General features: G+C 70.6%; 15 protein-coding genes. 11 read left to right on the top strand and 4 right to left on the bottom strand.

The features are described from left to right. Positions 1-54: 54 nt before the first annotated feature. From CEB94_RS25260 to CEB94_RS25270, 3 genes are all read right to left on the bottom strand, one after another. Positions 55-1,209: an acyltransferase family protein gene (locus CEB94_RS25260; protein ID WP_175434370.1), complete on the bottom strand. Its 1,155-nt coding sequence runs from the start codon at positions 1,207-1,209 to the stop codon at positions 55-57. A gap of 171 nt (positions 1,210-1,380) precedes the next feature. Then, positions 1,381-2,712: an alpha-2,8-polysialyltransferase family protein gene (locus CEB94_RS25265; RefSeq protein ID WP_175434371.1), complete on the bottom strand. Its 1,332-nt coding sequence runs from the start codon at positions 2,710-2,712 to the stop codon at positions 1,381-1,383. Further along, on the bottom strand, positions 2,712-3,698 hold the full coding sequence (locus CEB94_RS25270) for a glycosyltransferase family 2 protein (protein WP_175434372.1): 987 nt from the start codon (positions 3,696-3,698) through the stop codon (positions 2,712-2,714). The genes CEB94_RS25265 and CEB94_RS25270 overlap by 1 nt, the downstream gene beginning before the upstream one ends. Before the next feature lie 198 nt (positions 3,699-3,896). On the opposite strand from CEB94_RS25270, the gene CEB94_RS25275 reads away from it, so the two are divergent. From CEB94_RS25275 to CEB94_RS25290, 4 genes are read left to right on the top strand one after another with little or no spacing between them, the layout of a single operon-like run. After that, complete coding sequence (locus CEB94_RS25275) at positions 3,897-5,267, top strand: DUF6716 putative glycosyltransferase (protein WP_175434373.1); 1,371 nt, start codon at positions 3,897-3,899, stop codon at positions 5,265-5,267. Positions 5,268-5,311: 44 nt separating this feature from the next. Next, positions 5,312-6,556, top strand: coding sequence for an N-acylneuraminate cytidylyltransferase (locus tag CEB94_RS25280; protein ID WP_175434374.1), 1,245 nt, complete (start codon positions 5,312-5,314; stop codon positions 6,554-6,556). Positions 6,557-6,569: 13 nt separating this feature from the next. Beyond that, positions 6,570-7,508 carry an N-acetylneuraminate synthase family protein gene (locus CEB94_RS25285; protein ID WP_175434375.1) on the top strand — a complete coding sequence of 313 codons (939 nt, stop codon included), beginning with the start codon at positions 6,570-6,572 and terminating at the stop codon, positions 7,506-7,508. Positions 7,509-7,552: 44 nt separating this feature from the next. Further along, positions 7,553-8,740, top strand: coding sequence for a ferritin family protein (locus tag CEB94_RS25290; RefSeq protein ID WP_246111911.1), 1,188 nt, complete (start codon positions 7,553-7,555; stop codon positions 8,738-8,740). A gap of 68 nt (positions 8,741-8,808) precedes the next feature. Here CEB94_RS25290 and CEB94_RS25295 read toward each other — a convergent pair whose 3' ends face one another. After that, on the bottom strand, positions 8,809-9,495 hold the full coding sequence (locus CEB94_RS25295; protein ID WP_175434376.1) for a class I SAM-dependent DNA methyltransferase: 687 nt from the start codon (positions 9,493-9,495) through the stop codon (positions 8,809-8,811). A 301-nt stretch (positions 9,496-9,796) separates the two neighbouring features. On the opposite strand from CEB94_RS25295, the gene CEB94_RS25300 reads away from it, so the two are divergent. The 7 genes from CEB94_RS25300 to CEB94_RS25330 all read left to right on the top strand — a co-directional run bounded on the left by CEB94_RS25300 (position 9,797) and on the right by CEB94_RS25330 (position 18,423). Further along, complete coding sequence (locus tag CEB94_RS25300; protein WP_175437147.1) at positions 9,797-11,029, top strand: M20 family metallopeptidase; 1,233 nt, start codon at positions 9,797-9,799, stop codon at positions 11,027-11,029. Between the two features lie 450 nt (positions 11,030-11,479). Then, the gene (locus CEB94_RS25305; RefSeq protein ID WP_175434377.1) at positions 11,480-12,523 is read left to right on the top strand and encodes a BMP family lipoprotein; all 1,044 of its coding nucleotides are present in this window, start codon (positions 11,480-11,482) and stop codon (positions 12,521-12,523) included. A 290-nt stretch (positions 12,524-12,813) separates the two neighbouring features. Next, on the top strand, positions 12,814-13,860 hold the full coding sequence (locus CEB94_RS25310; protein WP_175434378.1) for a BMP family lipoprotein: 1,047 nt from the start codon (positions 12,814-12,816) through the stop codon (positions 13,858-13,860). A gap of 210 nt (positions 13,861-14,070) precedes the next feature. Continuing rightward, a complete protein-coding gene (locus CEB94_RS25315; protein ID WP_175434379.1) occupies positions 14,071-15,642 on the top strand; it encodes an ABC transporter ATP-binding protein in 1,572 nt (523 codons plus the stop codon). Then, positions 15,642-16,760, top strand: a complete 1,119-nt coding sequence (locus tag CEB94_RS25320) for an ABC transporter permease (RefSeq protein ID WP_175434380.1) — start codon at positions 15,642-15,644, stop codon at positions 16,758-16,760. Before CEB94_RS25315 ends, CEB94_RS25320 begins: the two co-directional genes overlap by 1 nt. Then, positions 16,757-18,022, top strand: coding sequence for an ABC transporter permease (locus tag CEB94_RS25325; protein WP_175434381.1), 1,266 nt, complete (start codon positions 16,757-16,759; stop codon positions 18,020-18,022). Before CEB94_RS25320 ends, CEB94_RS25325 begins: the two co-directional genes overlap by 4 nt. Further along, positions 18,019-18,423, top strand: coding sequence for a cytidine deaminase (locus tag CEB94_RS25330; protein WP_175434382.1), 405 nt, complete (start codon positions 18,019-18,021; stop codon positions 18,421-18,423). Before CEB94_RS25325 ends, CEB94_RS25330 begins: the two co-directional genes overlap by 4 nt. Positions 18,424-18,492: the final 69 nt, after the last annotated feature.

The following is an 18,492-nucleotide window of genomic DNA, read 5'->3' on the forward strand; positions in this document are numbered from 1 at the left end:
TTCTCTCTGAGCGTTGCCCCGATCGACGGCCGGTTGAACGTCCCGTGAACAGGGTCAGCGGACCTTCGTCAGGGCCGCCCGCAGCAGGGGCGTCAGCGGCTTCTCCACATACTTGTTCAGCAACCACGCCAGCAGCAGCATTGACGCCACCGTCAGCGCGAAGGTCACCCCGGACGCCAGCCCCAGACCGCGGTGCAGGGCGTGGATCACCACCCAGCCGAGGTGCTCGTGGACCAGGTAGAAGGGGTACGTCAGCGCGCCCGCGACCGTCAGCCACCGCCAGTTCACCCGGTTGAGCAGGCCCAGCGCGATCGCGGCGACCGCCACGAAGCCGAACGTCACGACGGCGATGATCCCGAACGAGGAGCGGTAGGAGAAGGCCTCCGGGTCGGGCGCGTGCCACAGCCCCCGCACCGCGAAGTGCTGGCCGATCAGCCAGCTGACGGCCACGATGGACCACCCGTAGACGTCCCGCCGGTCGCGGTGCACGAGGTAGAGGCCGACGCCGCCGATGAAGAAGGGCGCGTACTCGGGCATCAGGACGATGTCGAGCAGCGGCATGTTCGCGTTCTCGGCGATCACCGCCGCCAGCGTCCAGCCCGCGCAGAACATGATCACCCGGCGGCGGTTCGCCCCGGGCAGGACGACGCACAGGGCGAACAGGGCGTAGAAGCGGACCTCCGCCCACAGGGTCCAGCACACGCCGAGCACCCGGTCGACGCCCAGCGGCATCTGCAGCATGGTCAGGTTGACGAGGGCGTCGCTGGGCGAGACCGCCTTGTAGGCCACCATCGGCAGCGCGAACACCGCCGTGACGATGAGGACCGCCACCCAGTAGGCGGGCAGCAGCCGGGAGGCGCGGGAGGCGAAGAACGACTTCAGGGGACGGCCCCAGCCGCTCATGCAGATGACGAACCCGCTGATCACGAAGAAGACCTGCACACCGAGGCAGCCGTAGGCGAACAGCGAGTGCAGGGTCGGGAACTGGTCCTTGGGCGAGGTGCCCCAGGCCTGGGCGACCTCACCGCCGCGTCCGCCGTAGTGGTACAGCGCCACCATCAGCGCGGCCACCAGCCGCAGTCCGTCGAGGGCGCGCAGCCGCCCGGCGGAGTCCCTTCTGCGCCGTGGGACGGTCGTGGCGCCCGGTGGTTCGACCAGCACGGCGACACCGGGCTGGGGCTTGCGGGGGCTGACGGCCGTCTCGGTCACGCTGGAAACCTCTGTGGCTCGTATGTCCTTTGCCTGAGCCGCCTGTGGGCGGGCGCCTGACACCCTAGGACGAGAGTTGACGGAATTACGTTCGATGGCGACAGGCTTCGCCTGCCGGTCCCCATGGATTCATCTGGATGTCGCCCGGGCGGGCCGCCCAGCGGGACCGGCTCAGCGGCGTACCGCCTTGCGCAGCGCCCGGGCCCGCCGGACCACCCGGCGTGCCGTGGAGTTGCGCGGCAGGAACGCCAGCCGCTGCGGAATACCGCCGGGCAGCCCGAGCGCGGTGAGACGGCGCTTCTTGAAGTAGCGCCGGGTGCGCGGGCCGAGATGCCGGGCGAGGAACTGCTCGGCCTGCGGGCGCAGATCCGGGTAGATCTGCGGCTGCATGGTGAACCCGAGGGCCGTGAGGAGGGCGGTCAGCCGCTCGGCCGGCAGCACGTCACCGTCCTCGCCGCTCTCCAGGTCGGGCAGCAGCGCGTCCGCCAGGGTGGTCGGAACCCGGTTGCTGTTCTGATACGGCGTCAGCCGTTCCAGGAGCAGCTCGGTTCCGATGCGCGCGGCCGGCAGGTCGTAGAACGCGGAGGCCGTGAACAGGGCGGTGGAGAAGCAGCCGACGACCAGGGCGGGCCGGGCCCGGTCGAACAGCACCTCAGCGAGCACCGGTGCGTCCAGGACCGTGAGGTCCACGCCGAGCTGCTCGGCCTCCGTCTCCAGAGCGCGGCTGTAGCGGGCAGGTGCGCTCGGGTGCGGTTTGAAGACGACCGTGCGGTGGCCGCGGGCTACGGCGCCCCGCATCATCCGCACGTGCAGGTCCTCTTCCTCCTCGGGGGAGAGGATGTTCAGCGCGGACAGGTACTGGCCGAGCAGCAGCGCCGACTCATCGGGCAGGGCGGGCAGTTCGGGCACGGTCTCGGCGACCTCGCCGAGCACCTTCAGGAACGCGGGCGTCGGCACCAGGTGCGCCGGCACGCCGAACTCGGTGAGCAGCATCGGCGTGAGTCCCGGCACCAGATCGAGGTGCAGCAGCCGCCGTACGCGCGTGCCGACCAGCGGGTCGAGCTTGTTGCGGGTGGGGCCGTAGCTCATCAGCCCGTCGGCGTAGACGTCGATGGGGGCGTCGGTGAACAGCTGGGCCACCGTCAGGGCGGGCGTCACCTGGATGGACTCCAGCACCAGGCTCACCCGGTCGTCGCCGAGGCCCCACAGCAGCCGCAGGTAGCGCTCGAAGAGGGGGATGTCGTCGGCGCGCGGCGTCCAGGCCCCGGGGTGGAAGGGGCGGATGGCCTCGTTCCAGGACAGCACCTCGTCGAAGTGCTCGCGCAGCGGGGCGAAGCCCGGCATCTCGTCGAGGGCCGTAGACGTCTCCGGGGTGGCGGTGTTGTTGAACACCAGCAGCACCCGGCGGTCCGGCTCCTCGAAGAGGTCGGAGTCGATCGCGGCGGCCAGGGTGGCGACGCCGTACAGCGTCGAGGCGCAGAAGATCTGAGTGGTCCCGGGCATCAGGCGGCCGCTCCCGTCGTGGTGACCCGGCGCCGCAGCCGCCGCAGCTTGGACGAACGGTCCATGTCCATGGCCTCCAGTGCGTCGGCGAGTGCGTCCTGCGGCATGCGCTTGATGGCCGCCGCGCTCATCGACCGCAGCTGCCTGGCCACGGCCGGTTCGAACCTGTCTTCGTTGGAGAGGTGGTGGGCGATGATCGCGCAATACGTCCGCACCGCCTTGGGCAGCAGCCGGTCGGCGTCGCGGTCCGCGGCCGTCTCCTCGATCACCTGGTCGAAGGCGCGGATGAAGTCGAGCTGGCGGACATCGCCGATCTGCGTCAGGGACGAGGCCACTCCGCGCCGGTAGAACACGCCCAGCAGGCTCACCACGGCGAACGACTCCGCCTCGCGGTGCAGCTTCCAGATCCACGGCCGGTCCTCGGCCGTGCGCAGCCCGTCGGTGAAGTGGAGCACGCCCTTGTCGACGAGACGGCGGTGGTACGCGCCGGCCCATGCGTAGGCGTAGTCCACCGACGTGGAGCGGTGGGCCGGGAGGATCGCCTCCCGCGGGTCGAAGGCCTCCCAGCGCCGTCCGACCGGGACCCGGTGCACGGAACGGGCGCGCGCGGTGGCCTGGACATGGTCGGTGCGCACGAAGTCGCACCCCAAGTCGTCCATCGCGGACACCAGTTCGGTGAGGTAGCCGGGAGCCAGCCAGTCGTCGCCGTCCAGGAACGTCAGGTACTCGCCCTGCGCCGCGTCCAGGCCGGTGTTGCGCGCGGTGGCGAGACCGCCGTTCTGCTCGTGGCGGATGTACCGCACCTGGGCGACATCCGAAAGGTCCTCGGCCGCTCGTTCGAGAATGGCCGGAGTTTCGTCCTTGGAATGGTCGTCGACCAGGATGAACTCGAAATCGCGGTCAGCGTTCAACCGAAGGCTTCTGAGGGTGTCCGGGGCATATTGCTGCACGTTGTAGAACGGCACGATCACGGAAAGCTTAGGCACCCGCAAAACGTTAGGAGGCCGCCCGGCAGCGGAACTTTCCGATGAAAGTACACCGGGTGAACTCCATGTGTCAGAACGGTGCACCCCGTGTACTTCCCGCCTTCCAGCAGGCCAGTTCGGCTCTCGGTGGGCTGTTGTTAACTTTTCGTTGAGTCGCGGTTCCGCCATACCTAGCATTCGCTTCCTAGCGTCTTCGGCGTGCCAGTAAGTACACCGAAGCGCCCGCGAATCGCGGTCCTCGCGGACTCCGACACCCGATGGAAATGGGGTGCGCTGACCGCGGACCGCATCGCCCCGCGACCGTCCATGGAAGCCGCACCGAGCGAGGGCGCGCAAGCCGGCCCCCTCCTCGACGGATTCCTGTTGCGCGGCCGGGCCACGCCCACACCGCGCCAGCTGGAGGAAGTGGGCTTGCGCGCCGACTCACTGCGGGAGGTCACCGCCGTCGAGTTCCTGCGCGCCATGGCCGAGGGGTCATACGACGTCCTGGTCCTCTCCCTGGTCGGCGGCGGTGTGCAGGCGATGCTGCACGGCCTGGGACGCGTCTGGGAGAACCGCACCGAGCGGCCCGTCGTCGTCACCGGCTACGTCGGTGTCGTCTACGAGAAGCTCGCCGACGGCCTGCTGCTGCGGCACGGCGCGGACCTGGTCCTCGCCAACTCCCGCCAGGACGCGGACCGTTTCCGGGCCGTCTACGAAGGGGTCGGCGCCGACGCCTGCGCGGTCACCGAGGTGGCCCTGCCCTTCCTCGGCGGTGCGCCGTACGACGGTGAAAACGACCCCTCTGCGCAGCAAGGGCGCAGGCCCTACACCGTCGTCTTCGCCGCCCAGCCCTCCGTCCCGGAGAACCGCAAGGACCGTACGTACCTGCTGAACCGGCTGGTGCGGCACGCCCGCAGGCACCCCGAGCGCGAGGTGCTGCTGAAACTGCGCTCCAGGCCGGGCGAACACACCACCCACATCGAGGAGCTGCCGTACCAGAAGCTGGTGCAGCCCCTCGATCCGCCCGCCAACTTCCGTTTGGTGTACGGGAACATGGGCGAGGTCCTCGACCGCACCGACCTGCTGGTGACGGTCAGCTCCACGGCCGCCCTGGAGTCGCTGCACCGCCGTATCCCCACGGTCGTGCTGAGCGACCTCGGCATCCGCGAGTCGCTCGGCAACCACCACTTCGTGGGCTCCGGCTGCCTCGCCTCCTGGGACCAGCTCGACGCCGGGCACCGGCCCGCGCCCGACGAGGAGTGGGTCTCCCGGCAGGGCGTCGCGGCGGACGGCTCCTACGACTCGGCCTTCGACGCGGCCCGCGACCGCATCGCCGAGCTTCTCGCCCGGCCCGGCGGTCTGCCGCCGCTGACCCCGTACTACACCCCCGTCACCGCGCCCGGCTATCTGCCCGGGATCCTCGCCCGCCACCACCTCGGCCCGGACGGCACCCCGCTGCCCGGCGCGCCCGCCGCCGACAAGGACCCGGGACCGGTCCGGCAGATCGTGCGCCGGGCGGCGCGCGGCGCCTACCGGCACGGCGTGCAGCGCGTGGCGCCCGTCATCCGGCGGATGGGCGAGCTGTGAGCCGCCCCGAGACCTCCGTCCACGGAGCCCAAGGAGAAGACCCCATGTCCCACCCGGAAGCGGGCCGAGGCGCCCCGGTGCGCCGCGTGCTCGCGGTGATCCCCGCGCGCGGCGGCTCCAAGGGCGTGCCCGCGAAGAACCTCCTCCCCGTCGGCGGAGTCCCCCTGGTGGCACGGGCGGTCCGTGAGTGCCGGGCCACCCGGCTGGTGACGGACGTCGTGGTCTCCACCGACGACCAGGCCATCGCGGCAGCCGCCCGTGAGGCCGGCGCCGAGGTGGTGCTGCGGCCCGCCGCCATCGCCGGCGACACGGCCACCTCCGAGGCCGCCGTCCTGCACGCCATGGACGCCCACGAGGCCCTGCACGGGGCGCCGGTGGACGTGGTGCTGCTCGTGCAGTGCACCAGCCCGTTCATCGTCCGCGAGGACATCGACGGGGTGGCGGGCGCGATCGCCGAGCACGGCGCCGACACCGCGGTGACCGTGGCGCCCTTCCACGGGTTCATCTGGCGGGACGTGGACACCGAGGCCACCTCCGGCGTGACCACCGGCGGCTACGGCGTCAACCACGACAAGTCCTTCCGGCCCCGCCGCCAGGACCGCCCCCAGGACCTGCTGGAGACCGGCGCCGCCTACGCCATGGAGGCGACCGGCTTCCGCAAGCACCAGCACCGCTTCTTCGGCCGCACGGAGCTGGTCCGCACCGACCCCGCGCGCGTGCTGGAGATCGACGACCCGCACGACCTCGCCCGCGCCCGGGCCCTCGCGCCGCTCTTCGACGCGGACCGCCCCGGCGCGCTCCCGACCGCCGACGACATCGACGCGGTCGTCCTCGACTTCGACGGCACCCAGACCGACGACCGGGTGCTCGTCGACTCCGACGGACGGGAGTTCGTCTCCGTGCACCGCGGGGACGGACTCGGCATCGCGGCCCTCCGCAGGAGCGGCCTGCAGATGCTGATCCTGTCCACGGAACAGAACCCTGTGGTCGCCGCCCGGGCCCGGAAGCTCAAGCTCCCGGTGCTGCACGGCATCGACCGCAAGGACCTCGCGCTGAAGCAGTGGTGCGAGGAGCAGGGCATCGCGCCGGAGCGCGTGCTCTACGTCGGCAACGACGTCAATGACCTCCCGTGCTTCGCCCTCGTGGGCTGGCCCGTGGCGGTCGCGAGCGCCCACGACGTCGTGCGCGGCGCCGCACGCGCGGTCACCACCGTCCCCGGTGGCGACGGCGCGATCCGAGAGATCGCCAGCTGGATCCTCGGCCCCTCTCTCGATTCCCTCACCAAGTAAGGACATCTCTGCCATGAGCACCAACTCCCGTATCCGCACGTTCGGTTCGCGCGAGGTCGGCCCGGGCCGTCCGGTCTACGTCTGCGGTGAGATCGGCATCAACCACAACGGCGATCTCGAGAACGCCTTCAAGCTGATCGACGCCGCCGCCGACGCCGGCTGCGACGCCGTCAAGTTCCAGAAGCGCACCCCCGAGATCTGCACCCCGCGCGACCAGTGGGACATCGAGCGCGACACGCCCTGGGGCCGGATGACCTACATCGACTACCGCCACCGCGTGGAGTTCGGTGAGGACGAGTACCGCGCGATCGACGACTACTGCAAGTCGAAGAACATCGACTGGTTCGCCTCCCCGTGGGACACCGAGGCCGTCGCCTTCCTGGAGAAGTTCGACGTCCCCGCCCACAAGGTCGCCTCCGCCTCCCTCACCGACGACGAGCTGCTGCGCGCCCTGCGCTCCACGGGCCGCGCGGTGATCCTGTCCACCGGCATGTCGACGCCGAAGCAGATCCGCCACGCGGTGGAGGTCCTCGGCTCCGACAACATCCTGATGTGCCACGCCACGTCGACCTACCCGGCGAAGGCCGAGGAGCTCAACCTGCGCGTCATCAACACCCTGCAGCAGGAGTTCCCGAACGTCCCGATCGGCTACTCCGGCCACGAGACCGGCCTGCAGACCACCCTCGCCGCGGTCGCCCTGGGCGCCACCTTCGTCGAGCGTCACATCACCCTCGACCGCGCCATGTGGGGCTCGGACCAGGCCGCCTCCGTGGAGCCGCAGGGCCTCACCCGCCTCGTCCGCGACATCCGCACCATCGAGGCCTCCCTCGGCGACGGCGTCAAGAAGGTCTACGAGTCCGAGCTGGGCCCGATGAAGAAGCTGCGCCGCGTCGCCGGTGCGGTCGCCGAGGCGGAGATCGCCACGGCCGCGGGCGAGCCGGTCGGCGTCTGAGCACCACCCCCACAACCCCCTTACGACGGGACGGTCGTACGTCGATGAGCCCCCGCGCCGGGAACGCCGGCCCCCACACTCTCGCCTTCGTCGAGAGCCCGGTACAGCTGCTGAACGTGCTGGAGTGGGCGCACGCGCATGCGCCCGGCGTGGGGCTCACCCTCGTGGTGCTGTCACCCCTCGACCCGATGACGCGCGGCCAGCTGCGGCGGATGTCCGACCTGGCCCGCGACGAGGGACACCAGGTCCGCTGGGAGGAAGCGCGCGGCGGGCCCCTGGCGCCCTTCCAGACCATCGGCGGCCTGACCGGCCTGCTCCGCAGGGCACGCCGGGTCGTACTGGGGGACCCCTTCTCCCGCTACGTCCAGCTGCTGCTGACGATCACCCGCGCCCGTGACCTGGTCGTCGTCGACGACGGCACGGCGACGATGGAGTTCGTCGGGCAGCTGGCCCGGGGGGAACGCCTGGTGCGCTGGCACCGCAAGGGCGGCCGCCCCGGCCCCCGCGACCTGATCTTCGCGCCGGTGTCCTCCTCGGCCCGCCGCCGTCTGACCCCCTCCGGCAGCCGCCGCATCGAGATCTTCTCCTCCATGCCGATGGCGCAGACCCCGGCGGGCGTCACGGTCGGCGCCAACACCTTCGCCTGGACCCGGGCCCGCTTCGGCCCGCCCCGCATCACCAAGGGCGCGGACATGGTGGGCACGTCCCTGGTGGAGACCGGAGTTGTGGACGACGGCCGCTACCTGGAGGCCGTCCAAGCCCTGGCCAAGACCCACGGCGCCACCCGCTACTTCGCCCACCGCCGCGAGAGCACGGACAAGCTCCACCGCCTCGCGGTCGAGACGGGCCTGGAGATCGTCCGCCCCGAACTCCCCCTCGAACTGATCGCCCGCCGCGGCCCCATCGGCCGGACGATCCTCAGCTTCCCCTCCACGGTCGTCCACACTCTCCCCCTGGCCCTGTCCGGCACGGAGGTACGGGTCGCGGTGTGCGACATCGACCCCGAGTGGCTGACGGCGCACGCCTCGCCCCGAGCCCAGGGCTTCCTGTCCGGAGTCACGGGCACGGCCCGGGACGTCCACCGGCTGTCTCCGACGGCCGCGGCCAACCCGGCGGCGCCGTTGCACCCGGACCCTCCGGACCCGGCCGGCCCCACGAAGTCGGCAGGCACGGCAAGCTTCACGGCCCTGCCGGGCCCGACGGGGACGCCGGGAGCGGTGGCGGCCGGCTAGGGCCGGTACGGCGGCGGCACGCGTGGCCGCGATGCCCGGGGCAGTCGAGGGCCAGAGGGCGGAGTCGTCTAGTCCGTCGCAGACTCCCCGGCCAGCACCGGCCGGCGCGCCAGCAGGAACGCGCGCGGCAGTTTCTCGCCGGGCTCGGGCTCGCGCAGGACGCGGGCGTGGAGCCGCAGGCCCGCCTGCGTGAGGTGTCCGGCGACGGTGTCCGGGGTGCGCCAGTAATAGTCGAGCGAGATCTCCTGGCCGTAGCGCTCGGTCAGGCGCTGGTGTCCGTCCTCGTCACCGGACTGGAAGCCGAGCAGCACGGGCGCGCCCGGCCGCAGGACGCGGCGGAACCCGGCCAGGACCGCGGGCAGATGGTCGTCCGGCACGTGGATGATCGAGTAGAGCGCGACGATGCCGCCGAGCGTCTCGTCCGGCAGGTCCAGGGCCGTCATCGAACCGACATGGAACCGCAGGCCCGGGTGGGCCCGGCGGGCCAGGGCCACCATGCGGGGCGAGGCGTCGATCCCGAACACCGGCAGCCCGGCCTCGTGCAGCCGTGCCGTCACGTACCCCGGACCGCTGCCGATGTCCGCGACCGGGGGCCGCGCGGTGCCCTCGGAGGCCCGGACCAGATCCACGAAGGCCGCGAGCAGCGCCCGCTCCAGCGGTCTTCCGGCCAGGCTGTCGGGGTGCTCGGCGGCATAGGCCTCGGCGATGGCGTCGTAGGAGGACTGCGTGGACTGTAAGAACTCGGGGGCGCGCACGGAGCGCACACTAGCGGGGGCGCGCGTCCCGGCAGATGAACAAGCCCGTGTTCACCGCGCAGGGCGTGGTATCCGTGGAGAAGATGGATGGATACCGGAGTCGTGACGCCGGTGTGTCCGAAGTCACACTCCGGGAGGTGGGTGGCCCGGTCCGGGCCCAAAAGGCAGGCCAGTTTACCCATCTCACTTGATAGCTATGCGCCGGGCGGTCATATTTTCTTCCCCTATCGGGTTGAAGTTTTGTTGATCCAGGGTCAGCCGACCGCCTGGGCGCCCTACCCTTCAAAGGGTGAAGCCACTGATGTCACTGGAGTCCGAGGTCGACCTTCCCGGAGGAGCCGTACTTCCCGGTGCCCTGCCCGACGCTCTGCGGGCCGAGCTCATCGCGTTCCGACGCGACATGCACATGCACCCGGAGCTCGGCAACCAGGAGTTCCGCACGACCGCCGCGATCAAGGAGCGGCTCGAGCGGGCCGGCCTCAAGCCGCGCGTCCTCGCCGTAGGGACCGGACTCGTCTGTGACATCGGCGTGGAGGGCGAGCAGTGGGACGGCGGTCCCAGCATGCTCGCCCTGCGGGCCGACATCGACGGCCTGCCGATCCCGGACACCAAGACGGAGTGCCCGTACCGCTCGACCGTGCCCGACCGCGCGCACGCCTGCGGCCACGACGTGCACACCACCGTCGTCCTCGGCGCCGGCCTGGTCCTCGCCGAACTGCACCGGCAGGGCACGCTGCCCCGCCCCGTCCGGCTGATCTTCCAGCCCGCCGAGGAGGTGCTGCCCGGCGGCGCCGCCGACGCCATCAAGAGCGGGGCGCTGGAAGGCGTCGGCGCGATCATCGCCGTGCACTGCGACCCCCGCGTGGACGCCGGCAAGATCGGGCTCAGTGAGGGCCCCATCACCTCCGCATGCGACCGGCTGGAGATCGGCCTCGACGGCCCGGGCGGCCACACCGCCCGCCCCCACCTCACCACCGACCTGGTCACCGCCGCGGCCCGCGTCGTCACCGACGTCCCCGCGCTGGTCGGCCGGCGCTTCGACAGCCGCAGCGGGATCGCCATCACCTGGGGCCGCGTCGAGTCGGGCCACGCGCCGAACGTGATCCCGCAGCACGCCGAGCTGTCCGGCACCGTGCGCTGCCTCGACATCGAGGCGTGGCGGCAGGCCCCCGACGTCGTCGTCGCGGCCATCGACGAGATCGCCAACCTGTACCGCGCCAAGTCGGAGATCAACTACGTGCGCGGCGTCCCGCCCGTCGTCAACGAGCCCGGCGTGACCGAACTGCTGCGCGACGCCATGATCGCCCGGCGCGGCGTCGAGTCCGTCGAGGGCACCGAGCAGAGCCTCGGCGGCGAGGACTTCTCCTGGTACCTCGAGCACGTCCCCGGCGCCATGGCCCGCCTGGGCGTCCGCACCCCCGGCGAACGCCACGTGCGCGACCTCCACCAAGGCGACTTCGACGTCGACGAGTCGGCCATCACGGTCGGAGTGGAACTCTTCACAGCCGCAGCCCTCGTCAACGGCCTCCGCTAGCGTCCCCCTGCGGGGCGCGGGGAACGCCGCGACCAGCCACAACACCACCGCACACCGCCAACGCCCCCAAGCAGGCGCCCCTGTTTGGGGGCGCGGGGAACTGCGCAACCAGCCACAATGAAGCCGCACACCGACAACGACCTCAAGCCCCCACGACCCGACCCGGGCGGCGACACCCCTGGCCACCCCCACCGGCCACCCCGGCGGAGCCTCCGGTTGCGAGCGGCGCAGCCTCACGGCAGCCTGGTGCGCGTGGCGAGGTAGACACGCGCCGTATTCCCGAGTACACCTTTCGACCCCGTTCGATCCCGTGGTTCACAAGGGCGTAACCGGCCATCGGCACGAATGGATAACGGCCCCGCGGCGAACCGTTCCCAGGAGTGTCTACGCGCGTTAATGTGCGCCGAACCGAGCACCCACTGCGGGGCTTTGGAGAATGGGGAACTTCAGATGCGTCGGATTTCCAAACTGACCCGCGTCGCGGTGGGGGTCGCGTCGCTCGGGCTCGTCGCCACGGCCTGCGGCGGTACCAGCGGCGACAGCGGCGACAGCGGCGACAGCGACCGCGGCGTCGCGATCGCGTACGACGTCGGCGGCAAGGGCGACCAGTCTTTCAACGACGCCGCCTACGCCGGCCTGACGAAGGCCAAGGACGAGTTCGGCTACACGACGGCCGACATCGAGCCCACCGAGGGCGAGACGAACGCCGACAAGGAGCAGCGCTTGGCGTCGCTGGCCAAGCAGGGCTACAACCCGGTCATCGGCGTCGGATTCGCCTACGGCCCGGCGATGAAGGCCGTGGCCGCCAAGTACCCGGACACCACCTTCGGCATCGTGGACTCCGAGGTCGAGGGCAAGAACGTCGCCTCCCTCGTCTTCGCCGAGGAACAGGCCTCGTACCTCGCCGGTGTGGCCGCCGCCAAGGCCACCAAGACCGACGTCGTCGGCTTCGTCGGCGGCGTGGACATCCCGCTGATCCACAAGTTCGAGGCCGGCTACAAGCAGGGCGTCGAGGACACCAAGCCCGGGGTGCAGGTGCTGTCGCAGTACCTCACCCAGACGGCCGAGGAGGGCGGTTTCTCCAGCCCCGACAAGGGCAAGGCCGCCGCCGAGGGCCAGATCGAGAAGAAGGCCGACGTGCTCTACGCGGCCGCCGGCCTGTCCGGACAGGGCGTCATCGAGGCCGCCGCCAAGGCGAAGGTCTGGGCGATCGGCGTCGACTCCGACCAGTACAAGCAGGCCGCTCTCGCCCCGTACAAGAACTCCATCCTCACCTCCGCGCTCAAGGACGTCGGCGGTGCGGTCTACGCGCTGTCCAAGTCGGTCCAGGACGACAAGCCGCTGACCGGCAAGCAGACCTTCGACCTGAAGGTCAAGGGCGTCGGCCTCTCCGAGGCGAACCCCGAGTTCGCCAAGGTCGCGGGGCTCAAGGAGGCCGTGGACAAGGCGAAGCAGGGCATCAACGACGGCTCCATCAAGGTCAAGACCGAGTAGAGCCGAGCAGAACAGCCCTCGCAGGGCAGCAGAGCGGGCGGACACCCCAGGGTGTCCGTCCGCTCCGTGCTTCCCGCCCCCGCGGAACGGGATCACCCAGCGCCACCTTCCGTTTGCGGTCGGCAACGCCCGGACCAAGGCCCGGTGATGGCTTGGCCACGGGCGCATAACAAGGTGGACAGAAGGGGTTTTCAGGCAGGTCTACGCGCGTTAATCTGCGGCGAAGCCAGCGCTGAAGCTGAACCGTCCCGGCGCTGTGCGACCTCGTTGTACGACAGGAGCACCCACACATGCGCCGGATTTCCCGGATCACGGTCGCAGGCGCAGCGACCGCCTCCCTGGCCCTCGCGCTCTCCGCCTGCGGCAGCACCTCGACCTCCGGGTCGTCCGACTCGAAGGGCGACAAGGGGCTCGCCATCGCCTACGACGTCGGCGGCAAGGGTGACCAGTCCTTCAACGACGCCGCCTACGCGGGCCTGGAACAGGCGAAGAAGGAGTTCGGGTACCAGACGGCCGACGTCGAGCCCACCGAGGGTGAGACGAACGCCGACAAGGAGCAGCGCCTGGCCTCCCTGGCCAAGCAGGGCTACAACCCGGTCATCGGTGTCGGTTACGCGTACGCCGCGGCCGTGAAGGGTGCCGCGGAGAAGTTCCCCGACACCACCTTCGGCATCGTCGACGACGCCACGATCAACACCAAGAACGTGGCCGACCTCGTCTTCAACGAGGAGCAGGCCTCCTACCTGGCCGGCGTCGCCGCCGCCAAGACCTCCAAGTCGAAGGTCGTCGGCTTCGTCGGCGGTGTGGACATCCCGCTGATCCACAAGTTCCAGGCGGGCTTCGCGCAGGGCGTCAAGGAGACCGACCCGAAGGTCAAGGTGCTCTCCCAGTACCTCACCCAGACGGCCGAGGAGGGCGGTTTCGCCAGCCCCGACAAGGGCAAGACGGCTGCCGAGGGCCAGATCGAGAAGAAGGCCGACGTGGTGTACGCGGCCGCCGGCCTGTCCGGTCAGGGTGTCATCGAGGCCGCCGCCGCCAACAAGGTGTGGGCCATCGGTGTCGACTCCGACCAGTACCAGCAGGAAGCCCTCGCGAAGTACAAGGACTCCATCCTGACCTCGGCGATGAAGGACGTCGCCAAGGCGGTGTACAACCTGGCGAAGTCGGTCGAGGACGGCAAGCCCGAGACCGGTATCGTTCGTGGCGATCTGAAGACCGGCGAGGTGAGCCTGTCGAACTCCAACCCGAAGTTCGCGGACGACGCCGAGCTCCAGGCAGCCATCAAGACGGCCAAGGAGAAGATCATCAGCGGCGAGATCAAGGTCAAGAGCAGCTGACGAGCGACTGCCTCGAAGCAGGCGGTAACCCCCGGGGTTACGTCCGCTCGACGGGTTACGGGGGGCTGCTCCTCGTACCCCGTTGCCGCGGGGCGTCGGCCCCTTTGTATGCCGTAGGGGCGCTACGCGCGTAGACGGCCCCCGTCCCCAGGAGAGTGCGCCATCAACGCGTCCAGCAGCCCTCCGGCCGGAGCGGCGGTCAACGAATCGGTGACCGCCGTCGAACTCGCCGGGATCACCAAGCGTTTCCCCGGTGTCGTGGCCAACCACGACATCCACCTCAGTGTCCGCAAGGGCACCGTGCACGCCCTCGTCGGCGAGAACGGCGCCGGCAAGTCCACGCTGATGAAGATCCTCTACGGCATGCAGAAGCCGGACGAGGGCACCATCGCCGTCGACGGGCAGCAGGTCAGCTTCTCCTCGCCGGCCGACGCCATCGTCCGCGGCATCGGCATGGTCCACCAGCACTTCATGCTCGCCGACAACCTCACGGTCCTCGAGAACGTGGTCCTCGGCAGCGAGAAGCTCTACGGCATCGGCGCCAGGGCCCGCCGCAAGATCAAGGAACTCTCCGAGCGCTACGGCCTCGACGTCAAGCCCGACCTCCTGGTCGAGGAGCTCGGCGTCGCCGCCCGCCAGCGCGTGGAGATCCTCAAGGTCCTCTACCGCGGCGCCACCACCCTCATCCTCGACGAGCCGACCGCCGTGCTCGTGCCGCAGGAGGTCGACGCCCTCTTCGCCAACCTGCGCGAACTGCGCTCCGAGGGCCTGTCGGTCATCTTCATCTCGCACAAGCTCGGCGAGGTGCTCTCCGTCGCCGACGACATCACGGTCATCCGCCGCGGCACCACCGTCGGTACGGCCGTCCCCGCCGAGACGACGCCCCGTCAGCTCGCCGAGATGATGGTCGGCAGCGAGCTGCCCACACCCGAGACGGCCGAGTCCACGGTCACCGACCGCCCGGTCATCACCGTCGACCAGTTGCGCCTCGCGACCCCGGGCGGCAAGGCCCTCCTGGACGACATCAGCTTCACCATCCACGCGGGCGAGGTCCTCGGCATCGCCGGTGTCGAGGGCAACGGCCAGACCGAACTGGTCGACGCGCTCATCGGCCTCAGGGCCGCCGACACCGGCACCATCCGGCTCGCCGACGAGGAGATCACCGCCTGGCCCACCCGCAGGCGCCGCGAACAGGGCATCGGCTACATCCCCGAGGACCGGCACCGCCACGGCCTGCTCCTGGAGGCGCCCCTCTGGGAGAACCGCATCCTCGGCCACGTCACCGAGAAGCCCCTCGCCAAGGGCGTCTGGCTGGACCCGAAGGCGGCCCAGGAGGACACCCGCCGGATCGTGACGGAGTACGACGTCCGCACCCCCGGCATCGACGTCACCGCCGCCTCCCTGTCCGGCGGCAATCAGCAGAAGCTGATCGTCGGCCGCGAGATGAGCCACAAGCCGCGCTTCCTCATCGCCGCGCACCCCACCCGGGGCGTGGACGTCGGAGCCCAGGCCGCCATCTGGGACCACATCCGCGACGCCCGCCGCGAAGGCCTGGCCGTGCTGCTGATCTCCGCCGACCTGGACGAGCTGATCGGCCTGTCCGACACACTGCGCGTGATCTACAACGGCAAGCTGGTCGCGGACGCCGACCCGGCCACCATCACCCCCGAGGAGCTCGGCTCGGCCATGACCGGTGCCGCCACCGGGCACCTCGAGCACGACGACACCCCCGAGACCTCGAAGGCCGACGCCCCCGAGTCTCCGGAAGACGAGGCCCGCTGATGAAGAAGTTCGACAAGGAGCGCGTGCTCCTCGCGGTGGCCGGACCGGTCATCGCGCTGGCCGTGGCCTTCGTCCTGAGCGCGATCGTGCTGCTCGCCTCGGGCAAGAGTCCCTTCGAGCCGTTCGCCCTGATGTTCGAGCAGATCGGCTTCTCGGACATCCAGGTGCTGGTCATCAACCAGGCCTCGATGTACTACATCGCGGCCCTCGCGGTGGCCATCGGCTTCCGGATGAACCTGTTCAACATCGGCGTCGACGGCCAGTACCAGCTCGGCGCCATGATGGCCGCCGTCGTCGGCGCCCACATGCACCTGCCGGCCGCCCTGCAGGTCCCGCTGCTGCTCCTGACCGCCGTCCTCACCGGCGCCTTCTGGTCCGGCATCGCCGGTGTCCTCAAGGTCACCCGCGGCGTCAGCGAGGTCGTCGCCACGATCATGCTCAACGCGATCGCCACCTCCGTGATCGCCTACCTGTGGCTGCCCGACGTCTTCGGCGTGAAGGTCGGCAACAACAACACCACCGGCGAGATGCACGAGTCCGGCTGGATCCCCGGCATCCCGATGGGCGCCGCCGGCGAGATCTACGGCCTGGTGCTGCTCGCCGTCCTGCTCGGCATCGGCTACTGGGTCGTCCTCAACCGCACCCGCTTCGGCTTCGACCTGCGCGCCTCCGGCGCCTCGCAGACCGCCGCCGCGGCCAGCGGCGTCGACCCCAAGCGCATGGTGCTCAGCGCCATGCTGATCTCCGGCGGCATCGCGGGCCTCGCCGGCCTGCCGATCCTGCTCGGCGACACCCACACCTACGACCTGAACTTCCCCACCGGCATCGGCTTCCTCGGCATCGGCATCGCCCTGCTCGGCCGCAACAGCCCCGTCGGCATCGCCTTCGCCGCCCTGCTGTGGGCCTGGCTCGACAAGGCCTCGCCCGAGCTGGACTTCCACGGCTACGACAAGGAGATCGCGGTCATCATGCAGGGCCTGATCGTGCTCTCCGTCGTCGTCTCCTACGAGGCCGTCCGCGAATGGGGCCTGCGCCGCCAGCAGCGCCGCGTCGGTGCCGAACTCGCCGCCGGTCACGTCCTCGGCGCTCAGAACACGAAGGAGGTGGCTGGCCGATGACCACCGCGACCGACGTCAACCAGCCCACGCTGCAGCCCGCGGCGCCGACCGGCCGCCGCCTGTCGTGGCCCGTCCTGCTGCTCATCATCGCCGGAGGCCTGGCGCTCACCTCGATCGTGCGCCTCATCACCGGCGCCGACGGCATCACCAACGTCAGCCAGATGTCCACCGCGCTCCAGCTCGCCGTGCCGATCGGCCTCGCCGGTCTCGGCGGTCTGTGGGCCGAGCGCGCGGGCGTGGTCAACATCGGCCTCGAGGGCATGATGATCCTCGGCACCTGGTTCGGTGCCTGGGCCGGCTTCCAGTGGGGCCCGTGGACCGGTGTCCTGGTCGGCATCCTCGGCGGCGCGCTCGGCGGCCTGCTGCACGCCTTCGTCACCGTCACCTTCAACGTCAACCACATCGTCTCCGGTGTGGCGATCAACATCCTCGCCCTCGGCGCCACCCGCTACCTCGCGCCCCTGGCCTTCGAGGGCCACACCGGCGGCTCCGCCAAGCAGTCCCCGGCGGTCGACTCCCTCGGGAACTTCACGGTGCCCGGACTGTCCGACGCCCTGAGGGACCTCAACGCCCACGGCTGGTTCCTGATCTCCGACATCGCCGGCCTGCTCGGCGGCCTGGTCACCAACGTGTCCTGGCTGACCCTGATCGCCGTCGCCCTGATCCCCGCCACCTGGTGGATCCTGTGGCGGACCGCGTTCGGCCTGCGGCTGCGCTCCTGCGGTGAGAACCCGGTCGCCGCCGAGTCCCTCGGCGTCAACGTCTACAAGTACAAGTACATCGCCGTCGTCATCTCCGGCGGCCTGGCCGGCCTCGGCGGTGTCTTCCTGTCCATCGTGGCCAACCCCTTCTACCTGGAGGGCCAGGTCAGCGGACGCGGCTTCATCGGCCTCGCGGCGATGATCTTCGGTAACTGGATGCCGGGCGGCCTCGCCCTCGGCGCGGGCCTGTTCGGCTACACCGACAGCCTCAACCTGCGCGGCGGCTCCGCCAACGTCCACGCCCTGCTGCTGCTCGGCGCGCTGCTGCTGATCATCGGCGCGATCTGGCTGGTCGTCCGCAAGAAGTACGTCCCGGCCGTGGCCACCCTGATCGCCGGCGCCCTGGTGTTCACCTGGTACGCGACCACCGACGAGGTCCCCAACCAGGTCGTCTCCGCCACGCCGTACGTCATCACCCTGGTCGTCCTCGCCCTGTCCGCGCAGCGGCTGCGGATGCCGAGGGCCAACGGCATGCCGTACCGGAAGGGGCAGGGCAAGTGACCGGCACCGGCCCGGACGCCGACTGGGAGAAGCTGCGTGCGGTGGCCCGGGACGCCATGTCCCGGGCGTACGCCCCGTACTCCGGCTACCCGGTCGGCGTGGCGGCCCGGGTCGACGACGGCCGGATCATCTCCGGCTGCAACGTCGAGAACGCCTCGTACGGACTCGGCCTGTGCGCCGAGTGCGGCCTGGTGTCCGAGCTGCACAACACCGGCGGCGGCCGGCTGACGCACTTCACCTGCGTCGACCGCGACGGCGCCACGCTCGTCCCGTGCGGCCGCTGCCGCCAGCTGCTCCACGAGTTCGGCGGCCCCGACCTCCTGCTGGAGACCCCGGCGGGGATCCTGCCGCTGTCCCGGATGCTGCCCCAGGCCTTCGGCCCGGACCACCTCACCAAGTAATCCCCGTACGGCCCCCCTGAGTCGCTCACGCGACCGGCTCGGAGGGGCCGTACGGCTTCTGGAACCCTC

The organism is Streptomyces hawaiiensis, assembly GCF_004803895.1.
GTDB classification, from domain to species: domain Bacteria; phylum Actinomycetota; class Actinomycetes; order Streptomycetales; family Streptomycetaceae; genus Streptomyces; species Streptomyces hawaiiensis.